Below are 22,103 nucleotides of genomic sequence, written 5' to 3' on the forward strand. Positions count from 1 at the left end.
CATGGAATATCGCAAGCTCGGCAGCACCGGCCTCGACGTGTCGCGGCTCTGCCTCGGGTGCATGACCTATGGCGTGCCCGATCGCGGGCCGCATCCCTGGACGCTCGACGAGGAGCGCAGCCGACCGCTGCTGCGTCAGGCGGTGGAGGCGGGGATCAACTTCTTCGACACCGCCAACGTCTATTCGGACGGCACCTCGGAGGAGATCGTCGGCCGCGCGCTCAAGGAATATACCCGCCGCGACGAAGTGGTGATCGCGACCAAGGTCCACGGCCGGATGCATCCCGGCCCCAACGGCGCGGGGCTCAGCCGCAAGGCGATCCTGCAGGAGATCGACAACTCGCTGCGCCGGCTCGGCACCGATTACGTCGACCTGTACCAGATCCACCGCTTCGATCCCGAGGTGCCGATCGAGGAAACGCTGGAGGCGCTGCACGACGTCGTGAAGGCGGGCAAGGCGCGCTACATCGGCGCCTCGTCGATGTACGCGTGGCAGTTCGCGACCATGCTCCACGTGGCGGAGGCGAACGGCTGGACGCGGTTTTCGACGATGCAGGACTACGTCAACCTGCTCTACCGCGAGGAAGAGCGCGAGATGCTGCCGCTGTGCGAGGCGGAGGGGATCGGCGTGATCCCGTGGAGCCCGCTCGCACGCGGCCGGCTGACCCGGCCGTGGAATGCGGAAACCGAGCGGACACGCAGCGACGATTTCGGCCGGACGCTCTACGAGCACACCGCCGACGCCGACCGCAAGGTGATCGAGGCGGTGGCCGAGGTCGCGGCGGGGCGGGGAGTGCCGCCGGCCCAGGTCGCGCTCGCCTGGGTCCTCGCCAAGCCTGCGGTCGCCGCGCCGATCGTCGGCGCCTCCAAACCAGGCCATCTGGAAGATGCGGTCGCCGCGCTCGACCTCGTGCTGAGCGACGAGGAGATCGCGCGGCTGGAGGCGCCCTATGTGCCGCACGCAGTGGTCGGCTTCTCCTGATCCCTGGCTTGGATCGACAGCCACGAATTTCCGTTCGTCTCAAGTAGGGGTCGAGCTTGTCGAGAGCCCGTATCGAGAGAGCCGCGAGTGCCGACCTCTCGATACGCCGTCTCGACAAGCTCGACGGCCACTCGAGGCGAACGGAGGAGTTGGAGGGGGGCGCCGCACTCAAAGGCGAACCGGCCGACGGCTCGCGCAACAAAAAAGGCGGCGGAAGCAGGAGCCTCCGCCGCCTTTTCTCGGGCCAGGGCCGCGCCTTAGTCCAGGCGGCGGGCCAGCTCGCGGTTGAGCCCCAGCGCGACCAGCGTGCCGACCGCACCCGACAGCAGGTAGGCACCTGCCGCGATCAGGCCGAAGTGGTCCGCCAGCCACAGCGCGGCGAACGGCGCGAAGCCGGCGCCGAACAGCCAGGCGAGGTCCGAGGTCAGCGCCGCGCCGGTGTAGCGCGCCCGCTTCGGGAAGTTGCTGGTGACCGCGCCCGACGACTGGCCGAACGACAGGCCGAGCAGGATGAAGCCGACGATCATGAACGCGGTCTCGCCGGCCTCGCCGCCGTTGAGCAGCAGCGGGGCGACGAGCGCGAACACCGCGATCGCGGCGGCGGTGTAGCCCAGCACCGAGCGCCGGCCGATGCGGTCGGCGAGCAGCCCCGAGCAGATGATCGCCACGATGCCGAACACCGCGCCGACCATCTCGATCAGCAGGAAGCGGGTCGTGCTCTCGCGGGTGAAGACATAGACCCACGACAGCGGGAACACCGTCACCATGTGGAACAGCGCGAAGCTCGCCAGCGGCGCGAACGCGCCGATGACGATGTTGCGCCACTGCGCCTTCAGAGTCGCAGGGACCGGCGAGGCGGTCAGTTCGCGCGACTTGAACAGCTCGGTATATTCCGGCGTCACCACCATGCGCAGGCGGGCGAACAGCGCCACCACGTTCAAGGCGAAGGCGACGAAGAACGGATAGCGCCAGCCCCAGCTGAGGAAGTCCTCGGTGCCGAGCGTGCCGAGGAAGTAGGCGAACAGCGCGCTCGCCACGATCAGGCCGATCGGCGCGCCGAGCTGCGGCACCATCGCGTACCAGCCGCGCTTGCGCTCGGGCGCGTTGAGCGCGAGCAGCGAGGCGAGGCCGTCCCAGCTGCCGCCCAGCGCAAGACCCTGGCCGATGCGGAAGATCGCGAGCAGCACCGCCGACGCGGCGCCGACCTGGGCGTAGCTGGGCAGGAAGGCGACCGACACTGTGGAGGTGCCGAGCAGGAAGAGCGCGATCGTCAGCTTGGTGCCGCGGCCGTAGCGATGGTCGACCGCCATGAAGATCTGACTGCCGATCGGCCGCGCGACGAACGCGAGTGCGAACAGCGCGAACGAGGCGAGCGTGGCGGGGACCGTCTCCAGATACGGGAAGACGAAGCGCGGGAACACCAGCACCGACGCGATCGCGTAGACGAAGAAGTCGAAGAACTCCGACGTTCGTCCGATGATCACGCCGATGGCGATGTCGCCGGGGTTCACGTCGTCATGGCCGCGCGAATTCACGACGCGGGCGTCGCGCTCCAGCGACGCGGACGAGGCAGCGGACGAGGCGGGGGCCTGAGCCATTGGGTATTCAACTCTCCGAACGTTCGGTGGCTCCGATAGGCGTCGGGGCGCCGGACGGGGATAGGACAAATTGTCCTATTCCGCAGTTGCGAAGGGAGGGCTAGGCGCCCCGGTGATGTCCCGCAAATTGCCTCCTGTCGCCGCGCGCTGCGGCCTGAGTCTGCCGCTCGTCGCCCTGCTTGGTGGGTGCGACATGGTGGTGCTGAACCCCTCCGGCGACGTGGCGCGCCAGCAGGGCGACCTGGTTCTCTGGTCGACCGGCCTGATGCTGCTGATCATCATCCCCGTGATGGTGCTCACCGTCCTGTTCGCCTGGCGCTACCGCGCCGGCAACAAGGATGCCGAGTACAAGCCCGACTGGGACCACTCGATCATGCTGGAGCTGATCATCTGGTCGGCGCCGCTGCTCATCATCATCGCGCTCGGCGCGCTGACCTGGACCTCGACCCACCTGCTCGATCCCTATCGCGGCCTCGGCCGGCTCTCGCCGACTCAGGCGGTGGCGGCGAACGAGCGGCCGCTGGAGGTGCAGGTCGTCTCGCTCGACTGGAAGTGGCTGTTCATCTACCCCGAACAGGGCGTGGCGACGGTCAACGAGCTGGTCGTGCCGGTCGGTCGCCAGGTGCAGTTCCGCCTGACCTCGTCCAGCGTGATGAACGCCTTCTACGTGCCGGCGATGGCGGGCATGATCTACACCATGCCGGGCATGGAGACGAAGCTCCACGCGGTGATGAACCGTCCGGGGCAGTTCGACGGCATGTCGTCGAACTACAGCGGCGCCGGTTTCTCGCACATGCGGTTCAAGACGCACGCGGTCGACGATGCCGGCTTTGCGCGCTGGGTGTCGGAGGCGAAGGTCGCCAAGCGCCCGCTCGACACCGCGACCTATCTCCAGCTGGAGAAGCCGTCCGAGAAGGTGCCGCCGATGCGCTTCGGTGCGATCGACAAGGGCCTGTTCGACCGCGTGGTCGAGATGTGCCCCGAGCCGAACCATCCCTGCGACGCGCCCCACATGGGCCACGGCGGCCAGCCGGGCGTGAACAACCGCGGCGAGCAGCCGGGCGAACCCAAGGGTGCGCTGTTCAAGCGCAACGAGGAGAAGGGCAGCAGCCCGAACGTGACCAAGCCCCGCGGCCCGGCCGAGGGCACGCAGGACCCGGGCTCGCCCGCGAACCGCAATATGACGCAGCTTCTTCGCCCCCGCACGCCGGGTGCGAGCGCGGCCGACCGCGCATAAAGGCCGAACCATGTCAGACAGCTTTCTCAAGACCATCTTCGGGCGGCTGACGCTCGAGAGTTTCCCGATCCACGAGCCGATCCTGCTCGTCACCTTCGCCGGTGTCGCGCTGGGCGGGATCGCGCTGATCGCGGCGCTGACCTACTTCAAGCTCTGGGGCTATCTCTGGAAGGAGTGGTTCACCACCGTCGATCACAAGCGCATCGGGATCATGTACATCATCCTGGCGCTGATCATGTTCCTGCGCGGCTTCGCCGATGCGGTGATGATGCGCGCGCAGCAGGCGATGGCGTTCGGCGGCAGCGAGGGCTATCTGCCCGCGCACCACTACGACCAGGTCTTCACCGCGCACGGCGTGATCATGATCTTCTTCGTGGCGATGCCGTTCGTCACCGGCCTCATGAACTTCGTGGTGCCGCTGCAGATCGGCGCGCGCGACGTGTCCTTCCCGTTCCTGAACAACTTCAGCTTCTGGATGACGGCGTTCGGCGCGGTGCTGGTGATGATGAGCCTGTTCGTCGGCGAGTTCGCGCGGACCGGCTGGCTGGCGATGGCGCCGCTGTCGGGGCTCGACTATTCGCCCGATGTCGGCGTCGACTATTACATATGGGCGTTGCAGGTCGCCGGCGTCGGCACCTTGTTATCCGGCGTCAACCTGATCGCGACCATCGTCAAGATGCGCGCGCCGGGCATGAGCCTGATGAAGATGCCGGTGTTCACCTGGACGTCGCTTGCCACCAACGTGCTGATCGTCGCGGCCTTCCCGGTGCTGACCGCCGTGCTCGCGCTGCTGTCGCTCGACCGCTACGCCGGCACCAACTTCTTCACGAACACGCTGGGCGGCAACCCGATGATGTACGTGAACATGATCTGGATCTGGGGCCACCCGGAGGTCTACATCCTGATCCTGCCGGCGTTCGGCATCTTCTCGGAAGTCACCTCGACCTTCTCGGGCAAGCGCCTGTTCGGCTACACCTCGATGGTCTACGCGACCCTCGTCATCACGATCCTGTCGTACCTCGTCTGGCTCCATCACTTCTTCACGATGGGCTCGGGCGCGAGCGTGAACTCGTTCTTCGGCATCACGACGATGATCATCTCGATCCCGACGGGCGCGAAGATCTTCAACTGGCTGTTCACCATGTACAAGGGCCGCGTCCGCTTCGAACTGCCGATGATGTGGACGGTCGCGTTCATGCTGACCTTCGTGATCGGCGGCATGACGGGCGTGCTGCTGGCGGTGCCGCCGGCGGACTTCGTGCTCCACAACTCGCTGTTCCTGGTCGCGCACTTCCACAACGTCATCATCGGCGGCGTGCTGTTCGGGCTGTTCGCGGGCGTGAACTACTGGTGGCCCAAGGCCTTCGGCTTCCGCCTCGACCCGTTCTGGGGCAAGGTGAGCTTCTGGTGCTGGGTGGTCGGCTTTTGGGTCGCCTTCACCCCGCTCTACGTGCTCGGCCTGATGGGCGTGACCCGCCGCCTGCGCGTGTTCGACGATCCGTCGCTGCAGATCTGGTTCGTGATCGCCGCGATCGGTGCGGCGCTGGTCGCCGTCGGCATCGCCGCGATGCTGATCCAGTTCGTCGTGAGCTTCCTGCGCCGCGACCAGCTGCGCGACGAGACCGGTGATCCCTGGGGCGGCCGTACGCTGGAGTGGGCGACGTCGTCGCCGCCGCCGGCCTACAACTTCGCGTTCACGCCGATCATCCACGACCTGGATGCCTGGTACGACATGAAGAACCGCAACGCGGTGCGTCCGACGGGTGGCTATCGCGACATCCACATGCCCCGGAACACGGGTGCCGGCCTGATCATCGCCGCGCTGTCGGCGGTCTGCGCCTTCGGCCTGATCTGGTACATGTGGTGGCTCGCGGCCTTCGGGCTGGTGGGCGTGGTCGTCGCGACGATCGTCCACAGCTTCAACTACGACCGCGATTACTACATCCCGGCCGCCGAAGTGACCGAGACCGAAGACGCCTACGGCCGCAAGCTGGCCGCGGCAGGAGCAGCATAATGGCCGAGGCCACGATCCCGCCCGGCGCCCAGGCGCCGATGTTCTACGAACTCGACGAGCATCATCACGACGCCGGGGGCAGCACCATGCTGGGCTTCTGGATGTACCTGATGAGCGACTGCCTCATCTTCGCGATGCTGTTCGCCTGCTACGGCGTGTACAGCGGCAGCCTGGCGGGCGGTCCCGGACCGCACGAGCTGTTCGACCTGAAGCTGGTCGCGGTGAACACCGCGATGCTGCTGCTGTCGTCGATCACCTACGGCTTCGCGATGATCTCGGCGGGGGAGAACAACAAGGGCGGCACGCTCGGCTGGCTGGCCGCGACCGGCCTGTTCGGCCTCGCCTTCCTCGGCATCGAGCTCTACGAGTTCTCGCACCTGATCCACGAGGGCGCGGGGCCGTGGCGCAGCGCCTTCCTGTCGGGCTTCTTCACGCTGGTCGGCACGCACGGGCTGCACGTCACCTTCGGCATCCTGTGGCTGGTGGTGCTGATGGTGCAGGTGAGCCGCGGCGGCCTGATCGCCGCCAACCAGCGCCGGCTGCAGTGCCTGTCGCTGTTCTGGCACTTCCTCGACGTCGTCTGGATCGGCGTCTTCACCTTTGTCTATCTGTTGGGAGTGCTGCGATGAGCGCGGAACACGCCGCCCATCACGCCAGCGGCGAGGCGCATGGTACGCGCCGCGACTATGTGATCGGCTTCCTCCTGTCGGTGCTGCTGACCGCCATCCCGTTCGGGCTGGTGATGACCGGCGCGATCTCGGACCCGCGCTGGACCGCCGGCATCGTGACGGCGATGGCGATGGTGCAGATCGTCGTCCACATGATCTACTTCCTCCACATGAACACCAAGTCGGAGAGCGGCTGGACGCTGATGGCGCTGATCTTCACGATCATCATCGTCGTGATCGTGGTGGCGGGGTCGCTGTGGGTGATGTACCACATGAACCTCAACATGATGCCGGGGATGGCGTCCGAGGCGATGGAAGCGATGTGACGAGAGGGTGCGCCCGGCTCGCGCTGGGCGCACTGCTCGCCCTGATCTTGGCCGCGCTGGTCGCGCTGGGGGTCTGGCAACTCGAGCGCCGAAGCTGGAAGCTGGCGCTGATCGCGCAGGTGGAACGCCGCCTGGACGCGACCCCGATCGCCCCGCCGGGGCCGGAGGCCTGGCCCCGGATCGGCGAGGACGCGGTCTATACCCGGATCGTCGCACGCGGCCGCTACCGGCCGGATGCCGACAGCTATGTGCAGGCGAGCGCCGTGCTCGGTGCCGGCTATTGGGTGCTCACTCCGCTCGACACCGGCCGCTTCACCCTGTTCGTCAACCGCGGCTTCGTCCCCGCCGAGCTGCGCGGGAAGGCGCCGGCACCGTCCGGGCCGGTGACCGTCGAGGGGCTGCTGCGGCTCAGTGAACCCGGCGGCGGGTTCCTCCGCAGCAACGACCCCGCGAGTGGCCGTTGGTACTCGCGGGACGTCGCCGCGCTTGCGGCCACGCACGGCGTCGCACGCCCGGCGCCCTATTTCGTCGACGCCAGCGGTCCGCGGCAGGGATGGCCGCGCGGCGGGCTGACCATCGTGCGGTTCCGCAACAACCATCTGAGCTATGCCCTGACGTGGTTCGGGCTCGCGGCCGGGCTGGTGGTGATGGTGATCGTCGCCCGGCGCCGCGGAAGCGCAGCGGGCGAGGGCGCATGACGCGCAGCCTCGCCTTTCCGTCTCGCGCGGATGCCGGCTCGCGCAACCAGCGGCTGCTCGCGCAGCTGCGCTGGATCGCAGTCGGCGGCCAGCTCGCGGCGATCCTGACGGTGCACTACGGCTTCGGCGTGCGGCTGCCGCTGGTGCCGATGCTCGGCACGCTCGCGGTGCTGGTGGCGCTCAACCTGATCGCGCTGCTGCGCGGCTGGGGGCGGGCGAGCAACCTCCAGGTATTCGCCGCGCTGCTGGTCGACGTCGCCGCGCTCACCGTGCAGCTTTACCTCGCGGGCGGATCGACCAACCCGTTCGTCACGCTCTACCTGTTGCAGGTGGTGATCGGCGCGGTGCTGCTGTCGGCGTGGTCGAGCTGGACGCTCGTTGCGATCACCAGCGCCGCCTTCGCCGGGCTCGCGGTGGCGCATCGGCCGCTGCCGTTGCCGGCGGTGCTGGTCAGCGATCTGTCGCCGGCGTTTGTGGTGGCGAACTGGTTCAACTTCACGCTGGCCGCGATCCTGCTGGTCGCATTCGTCACGCGGATGGCGCGCAACCTGCGCGATCGCGATGCGCATCTCGCGGCGATCCGGCAGCGCGCGGCAGAGGAGGATCACATCGTCCGCATGGGGCTGCTCGCGAGCGGCGCCGCGCACGAGCTCGGCACGCCGCTCGCCTCGCTGTCGGTGGCGCTGGGCGACTGGCGGCAGGAACCGGCGATCGCCGCCAGCCCGCGGCTCGCCGCCGAGATCGACGAGATGCGCGAGGAAATCGCGCGCTGCAAGAAGATCCTGGGCGGCGTGCTGTTCGCCGCCGGCGAGGTGACGGGCGAGGCGCCGGTGCGCACCAGCCTGCACCGCTTTCTGGAGGGGGTCGTCGCCGACTGGGGCCGTGCCGCGCCGATCCCGCTGACGCTGCAGAACCGGCTCGATCCGGACCGGCCGATCGTCGCCGACCGCGCACTCGCCCAGGCGCTCACCAACCTGTTCGACAATGCGGTCGAGGCGGGCGCGCAGGCGATCACCCTGGTGGCGGTGATGGACGGCCCTATATTGATCCTGGCGGTGCGCGACGACGGCCGCGGCTTTCGCGAGGATCTGCTCGCCACCGTGGGCCAGCCGTATCGCACCAGCAAGCAGAGCGGCGGACTGGGGCTGTTCCTGGCGACGAACGTGCTGCGGACACTGGGCGGAACGCTGGCGGCGCAGAACCGCGCGGCCGGGGGTGCGGAGGTGGTGCTGTCGCTGCCGATCGCCTCGCTGGCGCTGGAGGAGAGCGAATGACCGACCGCAGGCTGCTGATCGTCGAGGACGACGCCGTCTTCGCGCGTACGCTCGCGCGGTCGTTCGAGCGGCGGGGCTATCGCTGCGAGATGATCGCCGAGCTTGAGCATCTGCCCGACGTCGTCGCCGCCTTCGCGCCCGAGTTCGCGGTGGTCGACCTGCGGCTGGGCGGCGGCTCCGGCCTTGCCTGCGTCCAGCAGCTCCACGCCGCCGATCCGACGATGCGGATCGTGGTGCTGACCGGCTTCGCGAGCATCGCCACCGCGGTCGAGGCGATCAAGCTGGGCGCCACCAACTATCTGACCAAACCGTCGCACACCGACGAGATCGAGGCGGCGTTCGACCGGCCGCAGGGCGATGCGGAGGTGGAGGTCTCGGCGACCCCGACCTCGATCAAGACGGTGGAGTGGGAGCACATCCATCAGACGCTCGCCGCCAGCGACTTCAACGTGTCGGAGGCGGCGCGCCGGCTGGGCATGCACCGCCGTACGCTGGCTCGAAAGCTGGAGAAGCGGCACCTCTCCTAGGGGCCATCCCGCGCTTGACCCGGGGGGCAACGGCGCCGACTGCGCGTGCAGCAACCGCGGAGGACGATGTTGGAGCAGGATCAGGACGAACGCCACAACGCCAAGATGCGCAAGGTGCAGCTCGCGCGGCAGGCGATGATGGCGACCAAGACGATCGAGAAGGGGCTGCTGATCGTCTACACCGGCCCCGGCAAGGGCAAGACCACCGCCGCCTTCGGCATGGCGATGCGCGCGATCGGCCACGGGATGAAGGTCGGGATCGTCCAGTTCGTGAAGGGCGCGATGGACACCGGCGAGAAGGCGGTGTTCGATGCGCTGTCCGACCATCTCGAGTTCCGCCGCATGGGCGAGGGGTTCACCTGGGACACGCAGGACCGCGCGCGCGACATCGCCGTCGCGCGCACCGCCTGGGACGAGGTGCGGCGGATGCTCGCCGATCCGAGCTACGACATGGTGATCGCCGACGAGCTCAACATCGTGCTGCGCTACGATTATCTGCCGGTCGACGAGGTGCTGGCCGCCGCCGCCGCGCGCGGGCCGATGCAGCACTTCGTCGTCACCGGGCGCAATGCGCCGCAGCCGCTGGTCGACACCGCCGATCTGGTCACCGAGATGACGCAGGTGAAACACCCGTTCCGCAGCGGGGTGAAGGCGCAGGCTGGCATCGAGTTTTGACCTGCCGCAATAGTGCCGGGGTGGTCGCGCCGCGCGATTGACCGGGTGCGGCGGCGGGTCTACCCCGCGGCCTGCGACAGGTTCCCCGGCGACGGGGTGAAAAGGGAACGGGAAAACCCCGGCTGCCCCTGCAACTGTATTCGGCGAGCCACCGCGCCACACGCCATTGGGGTATGCCCTGAGAAGGCGGCGCGGACCGGCACAGACCCGCAAGCCAGGAGACCTGCCTGCCGCAGTCGTCCTTCGATCGGCCAGGGTGCGCCGGGCGGACGGGGTCACCCCGAGCGACGACATCGCCAGCCCGCGTGCCTGCGGGGGCGGGGACGCGCGTCCTCTTCCCTGCTGTGGCGGGCGCTGCATGTTGAAGGGGGTTGCCCATGATCCGTATTCTCGCGCCGTTGCCGCTTCTACCGTTGCCGCTGCTGCTGTCCGTTCCCGCGCTCGGGCAGGAGGCGCCGGCGCCCGATGCCGCCGCGGAACCGACGTCCGACGCCATCGTCGTCACCGCCACCCGCACGCCCATCGCGGCCGATCGCGTCGCCGCTTCGGTGACCGTGCTCGACAAGGCGGCGATCGACCGCGCGCAGGACCTGAGCGTCGCCGACCTGCTGGTGCGTACGCCGGGCGTCACCCTGTCGCGCAACGGCGGCTACGGCACCGCCACCTCGCTGCGCATCCGCGGGGCGGAGACCGACCAGACGGTGGTGGTGATCGACGGCGTCAAGCTCAACGATCCGTCCGCGACCGGCGGCGGCTACAACTTCGCCAACCTCTTGGTGGGCGACGCCTCGCGGATCGAGGTGCTGCGCGGCGCCCAGTCGATCCTGTGGGGCAGCCAGGCGATCGGCGGCGTCGTCAACGTCGTCACGCCGCTGCCGGAAGGGCCGCTGGAGGGCAGCTTCGACGTGGAGGCCGGATCGCGCGACACGGTCAGCGCGCGTGCGGCGCTCGGCGGCCGCACCGGGCCGCTCGCCTGGCGGATCGGCGGCCAGAGCTTCGTCACCGACGGCATCTCCGCGGTCGCGCCGGACTTCGGCGGGCGCGAGCGCGATGGCTACCACAACCGTAGCCTGCAGGGGCGCGCGCTGCTCGATCTCGCCACCGGCGTCAGCGCGGAAGTGCGCGGCTATTACTCGACCGGCCGGGTCGAAATCGACGGCTTCGCCGGCGACAGCCTCGACTATTCCGACAATCGCGAGTTCGTCGGCTATGCCGGGTTGAACGTCGCGCTGCTCGACGGCCGGCTGCGCAACCGCTTCGGCTATGGCTACACCGACACCGACCGCGACAGCTACGCGCGCGAACCGGTGCGGACCAAGACCTTCGATGCGGCCGGGCGCAACCGCCGGTTCGAATATCAGGGCAGCTTCGCCATCGCGACCGGCTGGGACGCGGTGTTCGGCGTCGAGAACGAGCGCTCGCGCTTCCGCTCGGTCTCACCCACCGGCGGCGTCGACGAGCCCGCGCGCGGCAAGGCCGAGCTGACCGGCTTCTACGGTCAGGTCAACGGCACGCTCGTCGACGGGCTGACGCTGACCGGCGGCGTTCGCCACGATGATCACAACCGCTACGGCGGCAAGACGCTGCTGGCCGGCGGGGCGGTGTGGGCGCTGCCCACCGGCACGCTGCTGCGCGCGAGCTATTCCGAAGGCTTCAAGGCGCCGTCGCTCTATCAGCTCTTCTCCGAATACGGCAATCAGGCGCTCGATCCCGAGCGGGCGAAGAGCTGGGAGGCGGGCGTCGAACAGCGGCTGCTCGACGGCGCGCTGACGCTGGGCGCCACCTATTTCGAGCGGCGGACCCGCGACCAGATCGACTATATCAGCTGCACGAGCACGGCCGATCCGCTGTGCGTGACGCCGGGGACCGAGACGGCGCGCTGGGGCTATTACGACAACATCGCCCGTGCCTTCGCCCGCGGCGTCGAGGCGAGCGCTGCCGCCCGGCTAGGCAGCCGAGTCCTGCTCGACGGCAACTACAGCTGGATCGAGGCGGAGAACCGCTCGGGCGACGCCAATGACGGCAACTGGCTGGCACGGCGTCCGCGCCACGCCGCCAACGCCTCGGCCACCTATACGCTGCCGCAGGGGCCGTCGCTCGGCGTGGCGCTGCGCTGGGCGGGCAAGAGCTTCGACGATCTCGCCAACCGTACCCGGCTCGATGACTATACGCTGGTCGACCTGCGCGGCGAGCTGCCGCTGAGCGATGCGGTGCGCCTGTTCGCGCGCGTCGAGAACCTGTTCGACGAGGACTATGCCACCGCCAACCGCTACAACACGCTGGGCCGCAGCGTGTATGCGGGGTTCCGCGGGCGCTTCTGAGGAGACGCGAGATGACGCAAGTTGCTTCGGTGCGGAGCGCCTCGACGCTGTGGATCATGCTGCTGACGCTGGCGAGTGTCGCGACCACGCTGGCGCTGAAATGCGCGACGCCGTTTCCCGCTCTCGCAGCCCTCGCCGCGGTGCACATGCGCCGCAGCGACGGCATCGCGCTGATGCTCGTCGCCTGGGGGGCGAGCCAGCTCGTCGGCTTCTGCCTGCTCGACTATCCGACCACCGCCAACACCTTCGGCTGGGGGGCGGCGATGGGTGCCGCCGCGGTGGCGGGAGCAGTCGCGGCGCACGCTGCTGCCGCACGCCTCCGCAGCGGGCTGCTGGTGTCGCTGGCGGCGAGCTATGTCGCGGCGTTCGTGGTGTTCAAGGTCGTAACTCTGCTCGCCTCGCTGGGGCTGCACGGTGGCGGCGGGGCGTTCGCAGCCGACGTGCTGGTGCGCCAGTTCGCCCGCAACGCCGCGATCCTGGTCGGGCTGCTCGGGATCTATCAGCTGCTCACCGCGGCCGGCGTCCCTGCCGTCCAGTGCGAGCGCGTGCCGGCATGATGCTGAAACCGGTCGCGGACGGGCCCGCGGTGGTGGCGTGTAATACCTGCCGCTTCTCCGCCGACGCGCGCGAGGACGATGAGGGGCGGCGCGGCGGCGCGCGGCTGGTCGAGGCGCTGCGCAGCGTCCAGGCGAGCGATCCCGCCTATGCCGAAGTCGCGGTGCAGGAGATGCCGTGCCTGTTCGCCTGCACCGACTTCTGCACCATCCACCTCCGTGCGCCCGGCAAGGTCGGCTACGTTCTCGGCCGCTTCACGCCCGACGAGGAGGCGGCGCGGGCGATCCTCGACTACGCCCGGCTCTATGCCGAGAGCGAAGCGGGGCAGGTGCCGTTCCGCCAGTGGCCGGCGGGGGTGAAGGGGCATTTCCTCACCCGCACGCCGCCGGCGGGCTACGTCGTCGAATGAGCGGGTTCGCATCGCCCCACGCCTTCGAGCAGGCGCTCCACGGCCTTCGCGCGCCGGACGATGCGGCGCGCGAAGCGGCGGCGGCGCGCCAGGCGGTGCTCACCAAGCCGCCGGGTTCCCTCGGCCGGCTGGAAGAGATCGCGCTGTTCTTCGCCGCTTGGCAGGGGCGCGAGCGGCCGCGGATCGAGCGCGGACGTGCGGTGGTCTTCGCCGGCAACCACGGTGTGGCGGCGCGGGGGGTGAGTGCGTTCCCGCCCGCGGTCACCGCGCAGATGGTCGCCAATTTCGAAGCGGGAGGGGCTGCGATCAACGCGCTCGCCGGCGCGGCGGGGCTCCAATTGCGGGTGGTGCCGCTCGATCTCGACCGGCCGACCGACGACTTCACCGAAGCGCCGGCAATGACCGCCGACGAATGCCTTGCCGCGCTCAACGCGGGCGCGGCGGTGGTCGAGCCGGGGCTGGACCTGCTGGTGCTGGGCGAGATGGGGATCGCCAATTCGACCGCTGCCGCCGCGCTCAGCGCCGCGAGCTTCGGCGGCGGCGCGGCCGAATGGGTTGGGCCGGGGACGGGGGTCCACGGCAGTGCGCTGGCGGCCAAGGGCGCGGTGGTCGACGCCGCGGTCGCGCGCCATCTTCCGGAGGCCGTCGGCGCGTTCAAGACGCTGCGCCGGCTGGGCGGACGCGAGATCGTCGCGATCGCCGGCGCGGTGGTGGCCGCGCGGCAGGCGGGCGTACCGGTGCTGCTCGACGGCTTCATCTGCTGTTCGGCGGTGGCGCCGCTTGCCGTCGCCAACCCGGACATCGTCGCCCACTGCCTCGCTGGTCATCGCTCAGCCGAGCCGGGGCATGCGCGGCTGCTCGACCGGCTCGGGCTCGCGCCCATCCTGTCGCTCGACATGCGGCTTGGCGAGGGGAGTGGGGCGGCGGTTGCGGCCGGCGTGATCCGCGCCGCGCTCGCAGCACACGACCAGATGGCTACCTTCGCCGAGGCGGGCGTAGCGGAGGCGTGACGCCGCCGATCGATCTCCACCTGATGCGGCATGGCGAGCCCAAACTCGCCGGCCGTCTGCTCGGTCATACCGACTGCGCGGTGCTGCCGGCCGGGATCGCCGCCTGCCGCGCGGCCGCCGCGGGGGTGAAGGTCGACCGAGTCGTTACCTCCGACCTGCGCCGGGCGGCGGATTGCGGCGTGGCGATCGCCACCGACCTCTCCGTGCCGTTGCACGTCGACGCGCGCTGGCGCGAACTGGACTTCGGCCAATGGGATGGGCTCGCGACGGCGGACGTCGACGCAGCCGCGCTGGGTCGCTTCTGGGACGACCCCGATGCGGCACCGCCGCCGGCGGGCGAACGCTGGTCGGCGCTGCTCGCGCGCGTTGCCGGAGCACTGGACGCGATCGACGGACCGACGCTCGTCGTCAGCCACGCCGGGGCGATTCGCGCCGCGCTGGTCGCGGCGTGCGGCTTCGATCGGCGGCAGGGCTGGGCGTTCGATCTGCCCTATGGATCGGTGCTGTCGCTGCGGTTGTGGCGCGGCGATGCCCCCGCCGCGCAGATTACGGGACTGCGCGCGTGAAGCGGCTGCTGCTCGCGATCGGCTTTCTCACCCGGCTGCCGGTGCCGCGCGTCGGCGGCGATGCGGGCGACTTCGCCGCGGCGATCCGCTGCTATCCGCTCGTCGGGATGATCGTCGGTCTTGCGGTGGCCGGTGCCGGTTGGCTCGGCGCGCTGGTCGATCCCTGGGTCGGCGCGCTGGCGGCGCTCGGCTGCTGGGTGGCGATCACCGGCGCCCTGCACCTCGACGGGCTCTGCGATCTCGCCGACGGCATCGGCGCGGCGCATGGCGACCGCAGCCGGCTGCTCGCGGTGATGGCCGACCCGCATGTCGGCAGCTTCGGTGTGGTCGCGATCGGGCTGCAACTGCTCGCCAAGCTGCTGCTGCTGCACGCCGTCGGGGGCCAGTGGCTCGCGCTGGTGCTGGTGCCGTTCGCGGCGCGGATCGGCCCGCTCGGCTGGGCGCGCTGGCTGCCGCCGCTCAAGCCGGGGCTGGGCGCGAGCGTCGCGGCGGCCGTGCGGCCGCGCGACCTGTGGGGCTGGGCGCTGATGCTGGCGGGAGCATGCGTGGGCGTGCCGGCGCTGCTCGCCGCGCCGCTGCTGATCGCCGGCGTCGCGTGGTGGCTGCATCGCCGGCTGGGCGGCGTCACCGGCGATGCGCACGGCGCCGGGATCGAGCTGGTCGAAACCGGGCTGCTGCTGGCGCTAGCCGCGATCGGCCAGGGCTGACAGCGCAACCAGCGCGTCGATGTCGACGTAGCGCTCGAGCTCTGCGGCGATCGCGTCGAGCGCGGCGTCGACCGAGGCGCGATGGTCGGGGCCGCTTGCCGCCACCCCCAGCCGTGCCAGCCACGCCCGCCGCTGCCCCGCCGCGCCGAGCAGCCCGTGGACGTAGCTCCCCGTCACCAGCCCGTCGGCGCTGGTCGCCCCCTCGCTGCGCCCGTCGTCGAAGCGGGCAACCGGCCGCGCGGTGTCCGGCCCCGTCGTCCGGCCGAGGTGCATCTCGTACCCTTCGAAGCCCGCGCCGTGGGCGTTGCCGCGCACCTCGACCAGCGCCTTGTCGCCGCCGAGCACCGTCGCCACGTCGAGCAGCCCGAGCCCGGCGACCGTCTCCGCCGGCCCCTCGATCCCGTCGGGATCGGCGATGCTGCGGCCGAGCATCTGGTAGCCGCCGCACAGCCCCAGCACCGGCCGTCCGCGGCGATGATGGGCGAGGATGTCGATGTCCCACCCTTGCGCCCGCACGAACTTCAGGTCGGCGATCGTCGCCTTCGAGCCGGCGAGGACGATCCACTCCGCCTCCGCCGGGATCGGCGTGCCCGGCGGCACCATCACCAGCTCGATGCCGGATTCGAGCCGCAGCGGATCGAGATCGTCGAAGTTGGCGATGTGCGCGGTGATCGGGCAGGCCACCACGACGCGCCCGTCGACCCGCGCCTCGCGCCGCTGAAGCGCGACCGCATCCTCGCTCGGCAGCCGGCCCGCATCGGCGAGCCACGGCACCACCCCGAACCCGCGCCAGCCGGTGCGGTCCTCGATCGCGCGATAGCCGTCGGCGAACAGCGCGGGATCGCCGCGGAACTTGTTGACGAGGAAGCCGTGGATGGTGGCGGCGTCGGCGGGGTCGATCACCGCACGCGTGCCGACCAGCGACGCGATCACCCCGCCGCGATCGATGTCGCCGACCAGCACCACCGGCACGCCCGCGGCGCGCGCGAAGCCCATGTTGGCGATGTCGCCCGATCGCAGGTTGATTTCGGCGGGCGAGCCGGCACCCTCGACCACGACGATGTCGGCCTCATCGAATAGCCGGCGGTAGCTCGCCAGCACCTCGTCGAGCAGCCCCTCGCGCCCCTGTCGCCATTGCGCCGCCTTGAGGATCCCGCGTACCTGGCCGCGCACCACCAGTTGCGAGGTGCGGTCGCCCTGCGGCTTCAACAGCACCGGGTTCATGTCGACGCTGGCGGGAACGCGCGCCGCCAGCGCCTGCGTCGCCTGGGCGCGGCCGATCTCGCCGCCGTCGGGCGTGACCGCGGCGTTGTTCGACATGTTCTGCGGCTTGAACGGGCGCACGCGCAGGCCGCGGTTGGCGAGCGCACGGCACAGGCCCGCGACCAGCACCGACTTGCCGACGTCCGAGCCGGTGCCCTGCAACATTATCGCGCCCATGCGACGGCTCCCGCGATCAGCCAGAGGAGGAGGCACGCGCGGCGATAGACGCGCAGCGCGCGGGCGACGTCGCGCGCATCCGGATCGGCGAAGCTGCCGCCGATCCACGGCTTGGCCGCGACGACGCCGTCATAGGCGATCGGCCCCGCCAGCCGCACGCGCAGCGCGCCCGCCATCGCCGCTTCGGTCCAGCCGGCGTTGGGGGAGGCGTGGCGGTGCGCGTCGCGCAGCATCGTCCGCCAGCCGCGCCCGCCGGCAAGGCAGAGGATCGCGCCACCCAGCCGGGCGGGCGCGAGGTTGGCGAAATCGTCGATCCGCGCCGCGGCCCAGCCGAACGCGCGCCAGCGCGGCTCGCGGTGGCCGATCAGGCTGTCGGCGGTGTTGATCGCCTTGTACGCCCACAGCCCCGGCAGCCCGAGCAGCAGCAGCCAGAACAGCGGCGCCGCGATGCCGTCGCAGAAGCTCTCCGCCAGGCTCTCGATCCCGGCGCGGGCGACGCCGGCCTCGTCGAGCTTCGCGGTGTCGCGGCCGACGATCCGGCCGACTGCGGTGCGCGCCGCGGGAAGGTTCCCCGCCACCAGCGCCGCGGCGACGGGGCGGACGTGATCGTCGAGGCTGCGCTGCGCCAGCCCTGGCGCGGCGAGCAGCGCGACGCCGATCCAGCCGGCCTCGCCGAGCAGCGCGCGGACACCTGCCTCGGCACACCACGCGCCGCCGGCGGCTACGCCGATCAGTAAGGCGACCGTCGCTACCCCGGCAACCCGGCGTGCGCGCTCCGATCGGCCGGGCCGGTTCCAACGCACCTCGCACGCCGCAATCAGCCGCGCGAAGCCGCCGACCGGGTGGCCGACGCGCGCGTACAGGCGGTCGGGCCAGCCGATCGCCGCCTCGGTCGCGAGCGCGAGCAGGGCGATGGGCTCAGCGATCGGACAGCGCCCGATCGAGCCGGTCGAGCGCCGCCGCATTTGCCGGCACGCCGAGGCGCAACCAACGCGGGGCATAGTCGAACGGGCGGGTGAGGATGCCATGCCGGGCAAGCATGGCGAACAGGATGCCGGCGTCGGCTGTCTCGATCAGGCGGAACAGCGGGCAAGCGCCCAACGGGGTCAGCCCATGCGCGCGCAGCACCCGATCGAGTGCTGCGCAGCGCCCAGCAAGGTCGCGGCGGGCTGCTTCGATCCACGCGGCATCGCGATAGGCGGCGGTGCCGATTGCGAGTGCGGCCGCCGATACCGGCCAACTGCCGAGCCGATCGCGCAGCGTTGCAACGAGATCGGGCGCGCCGCATGCGAAGCCCAGCCGGACGCCGGCCAGCCCGAAGAACTTGCCGAACGAGCGGAACACCAGCACGCGATCCCCGGTCGTCAGATGCGGCAGGAGGCTGGCGTCCGGGACGCTGTCTGCGAAGGCTTCATCGACCACCAGCACGCCGCCGCGCTCGCCCAGGCGCCGCGCGATCGCCAGCAACCGCTCGGGCGCGAGCAGCCGGCCGTCGGGGTTGTTCGGGTTGGCGAGCAGCAACGTGCCGTCGGCCACTGTGTCGATCGCTTCGGCTGGGATCGCGGCGGCACCCGGCAGCGCTTCGCCATGCGTGCGATAGCCGGGCGTGACGACGCGCACCGGCGCCGGCAGGCCGAGACCGGCGAGAAGCCGCAGCCCCAGCTCGCTCCCGGGCAGCGCGGTGATCGCGACGGTTTCCGCGCCGAACGCCTGGGCGGCTGCGGCCTCCAGCGCCGCGCGCGCCGCTGCTGAGGGGAGCGCGCGCAAGTCGATGTCCGGCATCGCCGCCGGCTCCCACGCGACCGGGTTGATCCCCGTCGACAGGTCGAGCCAGGGGCGCGGCGCGTCGGGGAAGCAGCGCGCCGCCTCGTCGAGATCGCCGCCGTGGACCATCAGTGCGCGCAATGCCAAAGCCTCGACTTCCTCCGTGCCGGCGTCCATCGGCATTGTGGGCGCAACAGGCAAGGGGCATCGTCATGAGCATCGAACCGCACCGCACGATGCTCGTGCTGGGCGGCGCCCGATCGGGCAAGAGCCGCTACGCGCAGGGGTTGGCGGAGACGGCGGGCGGCCGGCTGGTATTCGTCGCGACGGCGCAGGCGTTCGATGCCGAGATGGCCGACCGCATCCGTCGGCACCGGGAGGATCGCGACGCGCGCTGGACCACGGTGGAGGCGCCGCTCGATCTCGCCGGCGCGATCGCGGCGGCCGATGGCGCGGATGCGGTGCTGCTGGTCGACTGCCTGACCTTGTGGGCGTCGAACCTGCTGCTCGGCGAGGAGGATGCCGAGGCACACATTGCGGCCCTGCTGGAGGCGCTCCGCACGGCGCGTGCGCGCGTGCTGCTGGTCGCGAACGAGGTTGGGCTGGGGATCGTGCCCGACAACGCGTTGGCGCGGCGCTTTCGCGATCTCGCCGGCACGATCAACCAGCGGGTCGCCGCCGCGGTCGGCGGCGTCCACATGACGGTCGCGGGGCTGCCGATCGTCGTCAAGTGACGCAGCGCTTGACACTCGGCCGGCGGCGGCAGAAGCGTGGAGGCGACGACACGGGAGAGATCGGGCGGCAGCCTGGCGCCGAAGGAGCAACCGCCCCGGAAACTCTCAGGCAGAAGGACCGGTCGTCATCAACATCTGGAGAGAGACGCGAACGCGTCCGCCGACGGGATAGCATTCTCAGGCAGGAGGGACAGAGGGGCACGCAGCCGCCATCGGGCGGGGAGTGGATATGCCTGAACCTTCTGCCGAATCCCGCGCCGACGCGCGCCGTGCGATCAGCGTCACCGAATTGTTCACCATCGGCATCGGTCCGTCGAGTTCGCACACCGTCGGACCGATGCGCGCCGCGCACGCCTTTGCCGAGGCCGCGCTCGACGCGATCCAGCCGGTGCGCGTCCGCTGCGAGCTGTTCGGCTCGCTGTCGCTGACCGGGCGCGGCCATGCCACCGACACTGCAGTCATCCTTGGGCTTGCCGGGCATCTGCCCGACGCGGTCGACCCCGACGCAATCCCCGCGATTCTCGCCAGCGTCCGCGATGAAGGCAGGCTTCCGCTGGGCGGGCGGGTGCCGATCGACTTCGCCGCCGAGGACATCGTCTTCTCGCACGAGTTCCTCCCCGGCCATCCCAATGCGGTGCGCTTCACCGCCGCCGACGCGCAGGGCGAGGAAGTCTCGCGCACCTATTTCTCGATCGGCGGCGGGGTGGTCGTGGAGGCCGGGGCTGCGCTGCACATCGCCAACGCCGCGGTGACGCACCCGTTCGATTCGGGCGCCGAGCTGCTGGAGATCGGCGAGGCGACTGGCCTGTCGATCGGCGCGATCGTCCGCCGCAACGAAGGCGCCTGGCGCAGCGAGGGCGAAACCGACGCGTTCCTCGATGCGGTGCGCGATGCGATGCTCGCCTCGATCGAGCGCGGCTGCGCGGCCGAGGGCATTCTGCCGGGTGGGCTCAACGTCCGCCGCCGCGCCAAGGCGCTGCACGCGACGCTGCTCGCCCGCAAGGATCGCGCCGGCCCCGCATCGGTCATGGAATGGATCAGCCTGTGGGCGCTCGCGGTTAACGAGGAGAATGCCGCCGGCGGCCGTGTCGTCACCGCGCCCACCAACGGCGCGGCAGGCGTGATCCCGGCGGTGCTGAAATACTATGAGAGCTTCGTCGAGGGCGCGTCGCCGGAAGGATCGCGCATGCTGCTCGCGACCGCGGCGGCGATCGGTTTCCTCTACAAGAAGCGCGCCTCGATCTCGGCGGCCGAGATGGGCTGCCAGGGGGAGGTCGGCGTCGCCTGTTCGATGGCCGCGGCCGGGCTCGCCGCGGTGCTGGGCGGCACCAACCAGCAGATCGAGAATGCGGCCGAGATCGGCATGGAGCACAATTTGGGCCTCACCTGTGATCCGATCGGCGGACTGGTGCAGGTGCCGTGCATCGAGCGCAACACGATGGGTGCGGTGAAGGCGGTCAACGCCGCGCATCTGGCGCTGCACGGCGACGGCAGCCACGTCGTGCCGCTCGACGCGGTGATCGAGACGATGCGCCAGACCGGCGACCACATGCGCTCCGAGTACAAGGAAACCAGCCTCGGCGGTCTGGCGGTCAACGTCGTCGCCTGCTGAGCGGCTTGCCGCGAGCGGCGTTCCGGGCCATTCGGCGGCGATGAAGATCCGTGCCGACCAGCTGCTCGTCGACCGCGGCCTTGCCGAAAGCCGTACCCGCGCGCAGGCGCTAGTGATGGCGGGGCTGGTGTTCGCCGGCGACCGCAAGATCGACAAGCCCGGCCAGCAGATCGCCGACGACGTCGTGCTCGACGTGCGCGGGCGCGACCATCCCTGGGTGTCGCGCGGCGGGATCAAGCTCGCCCACGGGCTCGACCATTTCGGCTGGGCGGTGGACGGCACGGTCGCGATCGACGTCGGCTCCTCCACCGGCGGCTTTACCGACGTGCTGCTCACCCGCGGCGCGGCGCGAGTCTATACGGTGGACAGCGGCACCAACCAGCTCGCGTGGAAGCTGCGGCAGGACGACCGCGTCGTCGTCCACGAGCAGACCAGCGCCCGCCTGCTCACCGCGGCTCATATCCCCGAACCGATCGACCTGATCGTCTGCGACGCGAGCTTCATCGCGCTCGCCAAGGTGCTCGACGTGCCGCTGGGCTTCGCGAAGCCGGGCGCGCGGCTGCTCGCGCTGGTCAAGCCGCAGTTCGAGGCGGGGCGCAGCGAGGTCGGCAAGGGCGGGGTGGTTCGCGACCCCGCCGTGCACGCGCGCGTCTGCGATGAGGTCGCCGCGTGGCTCACCGGCGGCGGCTGGCGCGTCGAGGGCGTGACGCCGAGCCCGATCACCGGGCCCGAGGGCAACGTCGAGTTCCTGATCGCCGCGCATGCCCCGGACGCCGGCAGCGATTGAAGGGAGCGGCTGGCACCGCCATGCACATGCCTTCGCTTTTCGTCGTCATCCTGACGAAAGTCAGGATCCATTGCCGCTCCGCTAACGCCTCTTGTGTTGCGTGTCTGGATGCTGACCTTCGTCAGCATGACGAAGATGTAAGGAATAGCGAAATCCCGAATAGGGACAGCCCGCTTGCATTGCATCCCGCCGCACCGCA

At 70.4% G+C, this 22,103-nt stretch carries 22 protein-coding genes and 2 riboswitches; of the genes, 18 read left to right on the top strand and 4 right to left on the bottom strand.

The window, feature by feature from the left end:
* Position 1 precedes the first annotated feature (1 nt).
* Positions 2-982 (top strand): aldo/keto reductase, encoded by a 981-nt coding sequence (locus tag ACBY01_RS12815; RefSeq protein WP_416461274.1) that lies wholly within the window; start codon positions 2-4, stop codon positions 980-982.
* Positions 983-1,239: 257 nt separating this feature from the next.
* Here the strand turns inward: ACBY01_RS12815 and ACBY01_RS12820 are convergent, their stop codons facing one another.
* The gene (locus tag ACBY01_RS12820; protein WP_416461275.1) at positions 1,240-2,580 is read right to left on the bottom strand and encodes an MFS transporter; all 1,341 of its coding nucleotides are present in this window, start codon (positions 2,578-2,580) and stop codon (positions 1,240-1,242) included.
* A 115-nt stretch (positions 2,581-2,695) separates the two neighbouring features.
* Between ACBY01_RS12820 and cyoA the strand changes: the two genes are divergently transcribed.
* From cyoA to cobS, 14 genes are all read left to right on the top strand, one after another.
* Positions 2,696-3,817, top strand: a complete 1,122-nt coding sequence (gene cyoA, locus ACBY01_RS12825; RefSeq protein WP_416461276.1) for a ubiquinol oxidase subunit II — start codon at positions 2,696-2,698, stop codon at positions 3,815-3,817.
* Between the two features lie 10 nt (positions 3,818-3,827).
* Entirely contained in the window at positions 3,828-5,831 is a 2,004-nt protein-coding gene (gene cyoB, locus ACBY01_RS12830) for a cytochrome o ubiquinol oxidase subunit I (RefSeq protein ID WP_416461277.1), read from the top strand.
* Positions 5,831-6,460, top strand: coding sequence for a cytochrome o ubiquinol oxidase subunit III (cyoC, locus tag ACBY01_RS12835; RefSeq protein WP_416461278.1), 630 nt, complete (start codon positions 5,831-5,833; stop codon positions 6,458-6,460). Before cyoB ends, cyoC begins: the two co-directional genes overlap by 1 nt.
* Positions 6,457-6,825 (top strand): cytochrome o ubiquinol oxidase subunit IV, encoded by a 369-nt coding sequence (gene cyoD, locus ACBY01_RS12840; RefSeq protein ID WP_416461279.1) that lies wholly within the window; start codon positions 6,457-6,459, stop codon positions 6,823-6,825. Before cyoC ends, cyoD begins: the two co-directional genes overlap by 4 nt.
* Positions 6,822-7,523, top strand: a complete 702-nt coding sequence (locus tag ACBY01_RS12845; RefSeq protein ID WP_416461280.1) for an SURF1 family protein — start codon at positions 6,822-6,824, stop codon at positions 7,521-7,523. The genes cyoD and ACBY01_RS12845 overlap by 4 nt, the downstream gene beginning before the upstream one ends.
* Positions 7,520-8,797 carry an ATP-binding protein gene (locus ACBY01_RS12850; RefSeq protein ID WP_416461281.1) on the top strand — a complete coding sequence of 426 codons (1,278 nt, stop codon included), beginning with the start codon at positions 7,520-7,522 and terminating at the stop codon, positions 8,795-8,797. Before ACBY01_RS12845 ends, ACBY01_RS12850 begins: the two co-directional genes overlap by 4 nt.
* Positions 8,794-9,324: a response regulator transcription factor gene (locus ACBY01_RS12855; protein WP_416461282.1), complete on the top strand. Its 531-nt coding sequence runs from the start codon at positions 8,794-8,796 to the stop codon at positions 9,322-9,324. Before ACBY01_RS12850 ends, ACBY01_RS12855 begins: the two co-directional genes overlap by 4 nt.
* A 66-nt stretch (positions 9,325-9,390) precedes the next feature.
* On the top strand, positions 9,391-9,999 hold the full coding sequence (cobO, locus tag ACBY01_RS12860) for a cob(I)yrinic acid a,c-diamide adenosyltransferase (RefSeq protein ID WP_416461283.1): 609 nt from the start codon (positions 9,391-9,393) through the stop codon (positions 9,997-9,999).
* Between the two features lie 61 nt (positions 10,000-10,060).
* Positions 10,061-10,244, top strand: a riboswitch (cobalamin riboswitch).
* 132 nt (positions 10,245-10,376) lie between these two features.
* Positions 10,377-12,320, top strand: a complete 1,944-nt coding sequence (locus ACBY01_RS12865) for a TonB-dependent receptor plug domain-containing protein (RefSeq protein WP_416461284.1) — start codon at positions 10,377-10,379, stop codon at positions 12,318-12,320.
* Positions 12,321-12,331: 11 nt separating this feature from the next.
* On the top strand, positions 12,332-12,877 hold the full coding sequence (locus ACBY01_RS12870) for a hypothetical protein (RefSeq protein WP_416461285.1): 546 nt from the start codon (positions 12,332-12,334) through the stop codon (positions 12,875-12,877).
* A complete protein-coding gene (locus tag ACBY01_RS12875) occupies positions 12,877-13,284 on the top strand; it encodes a DUF1636 domain-containing protein (protein ID WP_416461308.1) in 408 nt (135 codons plus the stop codon). Before ACBY01_RS12870 ends, ACBY01_RS12875 begins: the two co-directional genes overlap by 1 nt.
* Positions 13,281-14,294 (top strand): nicotinate-nucleotide--dimethylbenzimidazole phosphoribosyltransferase, encoded by a 1,014-nt coding sequence (cobT, locus tag ACBY01_RS12880; protein WP_416461286.1) that lies wholly within the window; start codon positions 13,281-13,283, stop codon positions 14,292-14,294. Before ACBY01_RS12875 ends, cobT begins: the two co-directional genes overlap by 4 nt.
* A gap of 23 nt (positions 14,295-14,317) precedes the next feature.
* Positions 14,318-14,860 (top strand): histidine phosphatase family protein, encoded by a 543-nt coding sequence (locus tag ACBY01_RS12885; protein ID WP_416461309.1) that lies wholly within the window; start codon positions 14,318-14,320, stop codon positions 14,858-14,860.
* Positions 14,857-15,567: an adenosylcobinamide-GDP ribazoletransferase gene (cobS, locus tag ACBY01_RS12890; protein ID WP_416461287.1), complete on the top strand. Its 711-nt coding sequence runs from the start codon at positions 14,857-14,859 to the stop codon at positions 15,565-15,567. Before ACBY01_RS12885 ends, cobS begins: the two co-directional genes overlap by 4 nt.
* Here cobS and ACBY01_RS12895 read toward each other — a convergent pair.
* The 3 genes from ACBY01_RS12895 to ACBY01_RS12905 are packed head-to-tail and all read right to left on the bottom strand — an operon-like array spanning position 15,544 to position 18,948.
* A complete protein-coding gene (locus ACBY01_RS12895) occupies positions 15,544-17,007 on the bottom strand; it encodes a cobyric acid synthase (RefSeq protein ID WP_416461288.1) in 1,464 nt (487 codons plus the stop codon). The two genes, cobS and ACBY01_RS12895, sit on opposite strands and share 24 nt — an antisense overlap.
* Positions 16,995-17,972: an adenosylcobinamide-phosphate synthase CbiB gene (gene cbiB, locus ACBY01_RS12900; protein ID WP_416461289.1), complete on the bottom strand. Its 978-nt coding sequence runs from the start codon at positions 17,970-17,972 to the stop codon at positions 16,995-16,997. Before cbiB ends, ACBY01_RS12895 begins: the two co-directional genes overlap by 13 nt.
* Positions 17,926-18,948: an aminotransferase class I/II-fold pyridoxal phosphate-dependent enzyme gene (locus ACBY01_RS12905; RefSeq protein WP_416461290.1), complete on the bottom strand. Its 1,023-nt coding sequence runs from the start codon at positions 18,946-18,948 to the stop codon at positions 17,926-17,928. The genes cbiB and ACBY01_RS12905 overlap by 47 nt, the downstream gene beginning before the upstream one ends.
* A 35-nt stretch (positions 18,949-18,983) precedes the next feature.
* Between ACBY01_RS12905 and cobU the strand changes: the two genes are divergently transcribed.
* From cobU to ACBY01_RS12920, 3 genes are all read left to right on the top strand, one after another.
* Positions 18,984-19,505 carry a bifunctional adenosylcobinamide kinase/adenosylcobinamide-phosphate guanylyltransferase gene (cobU, locus tag ACBY01_RS12910; protein WP_416461291.1) on the top strand — a complete coding sequence of 174 codons (522 nt, stop codon included), beginning with the start codon at positions 18,984-18,986 and terminating at the stop codon, positions 19,503-19,505.
* Positions 19,506-19,545: 40 nt separating this feature from the next.
* Positions 19,546-19,636: riboswitch (glycine riboswitch) on the top strand.
* 98 nt (positions 19,637-19,734) lie between these two features.
* Positions 19,735-21,117, top strand: coding sequence for an L-serine ammonia-lyase (locus ACBY01_RS12915; RefSeq protein ID WP_416461292.1), 1,383 nt, complete (start codon positions 19,735-19,737; stop codon positions 21,115-21,117).
* A 40-nt stretch (positions 21,118-21,157) separates the two neighbouring features.
* On the top strand, positions 21,158-21,904 hold the full coding sequence (locus ACBY01_RS12920) for a TlyA family RNA methyltransferase (protein WP_416461293.1): 747 nt from the start codon (positions 21,158-21,160) through the stop codon (positions 21,902-21,904).
* Positions 21,905-22,103: the final 199 nt, after the last annotated feature.

The organism is Sphingomonas mangrovi, from assembly GCF_047975845.1.
Lineage (GTDB): Bacteria > Pseudomonadota > Alphaproteobacteria > Sphingomonadales > Sphingomonadaceae > Sphingomonas.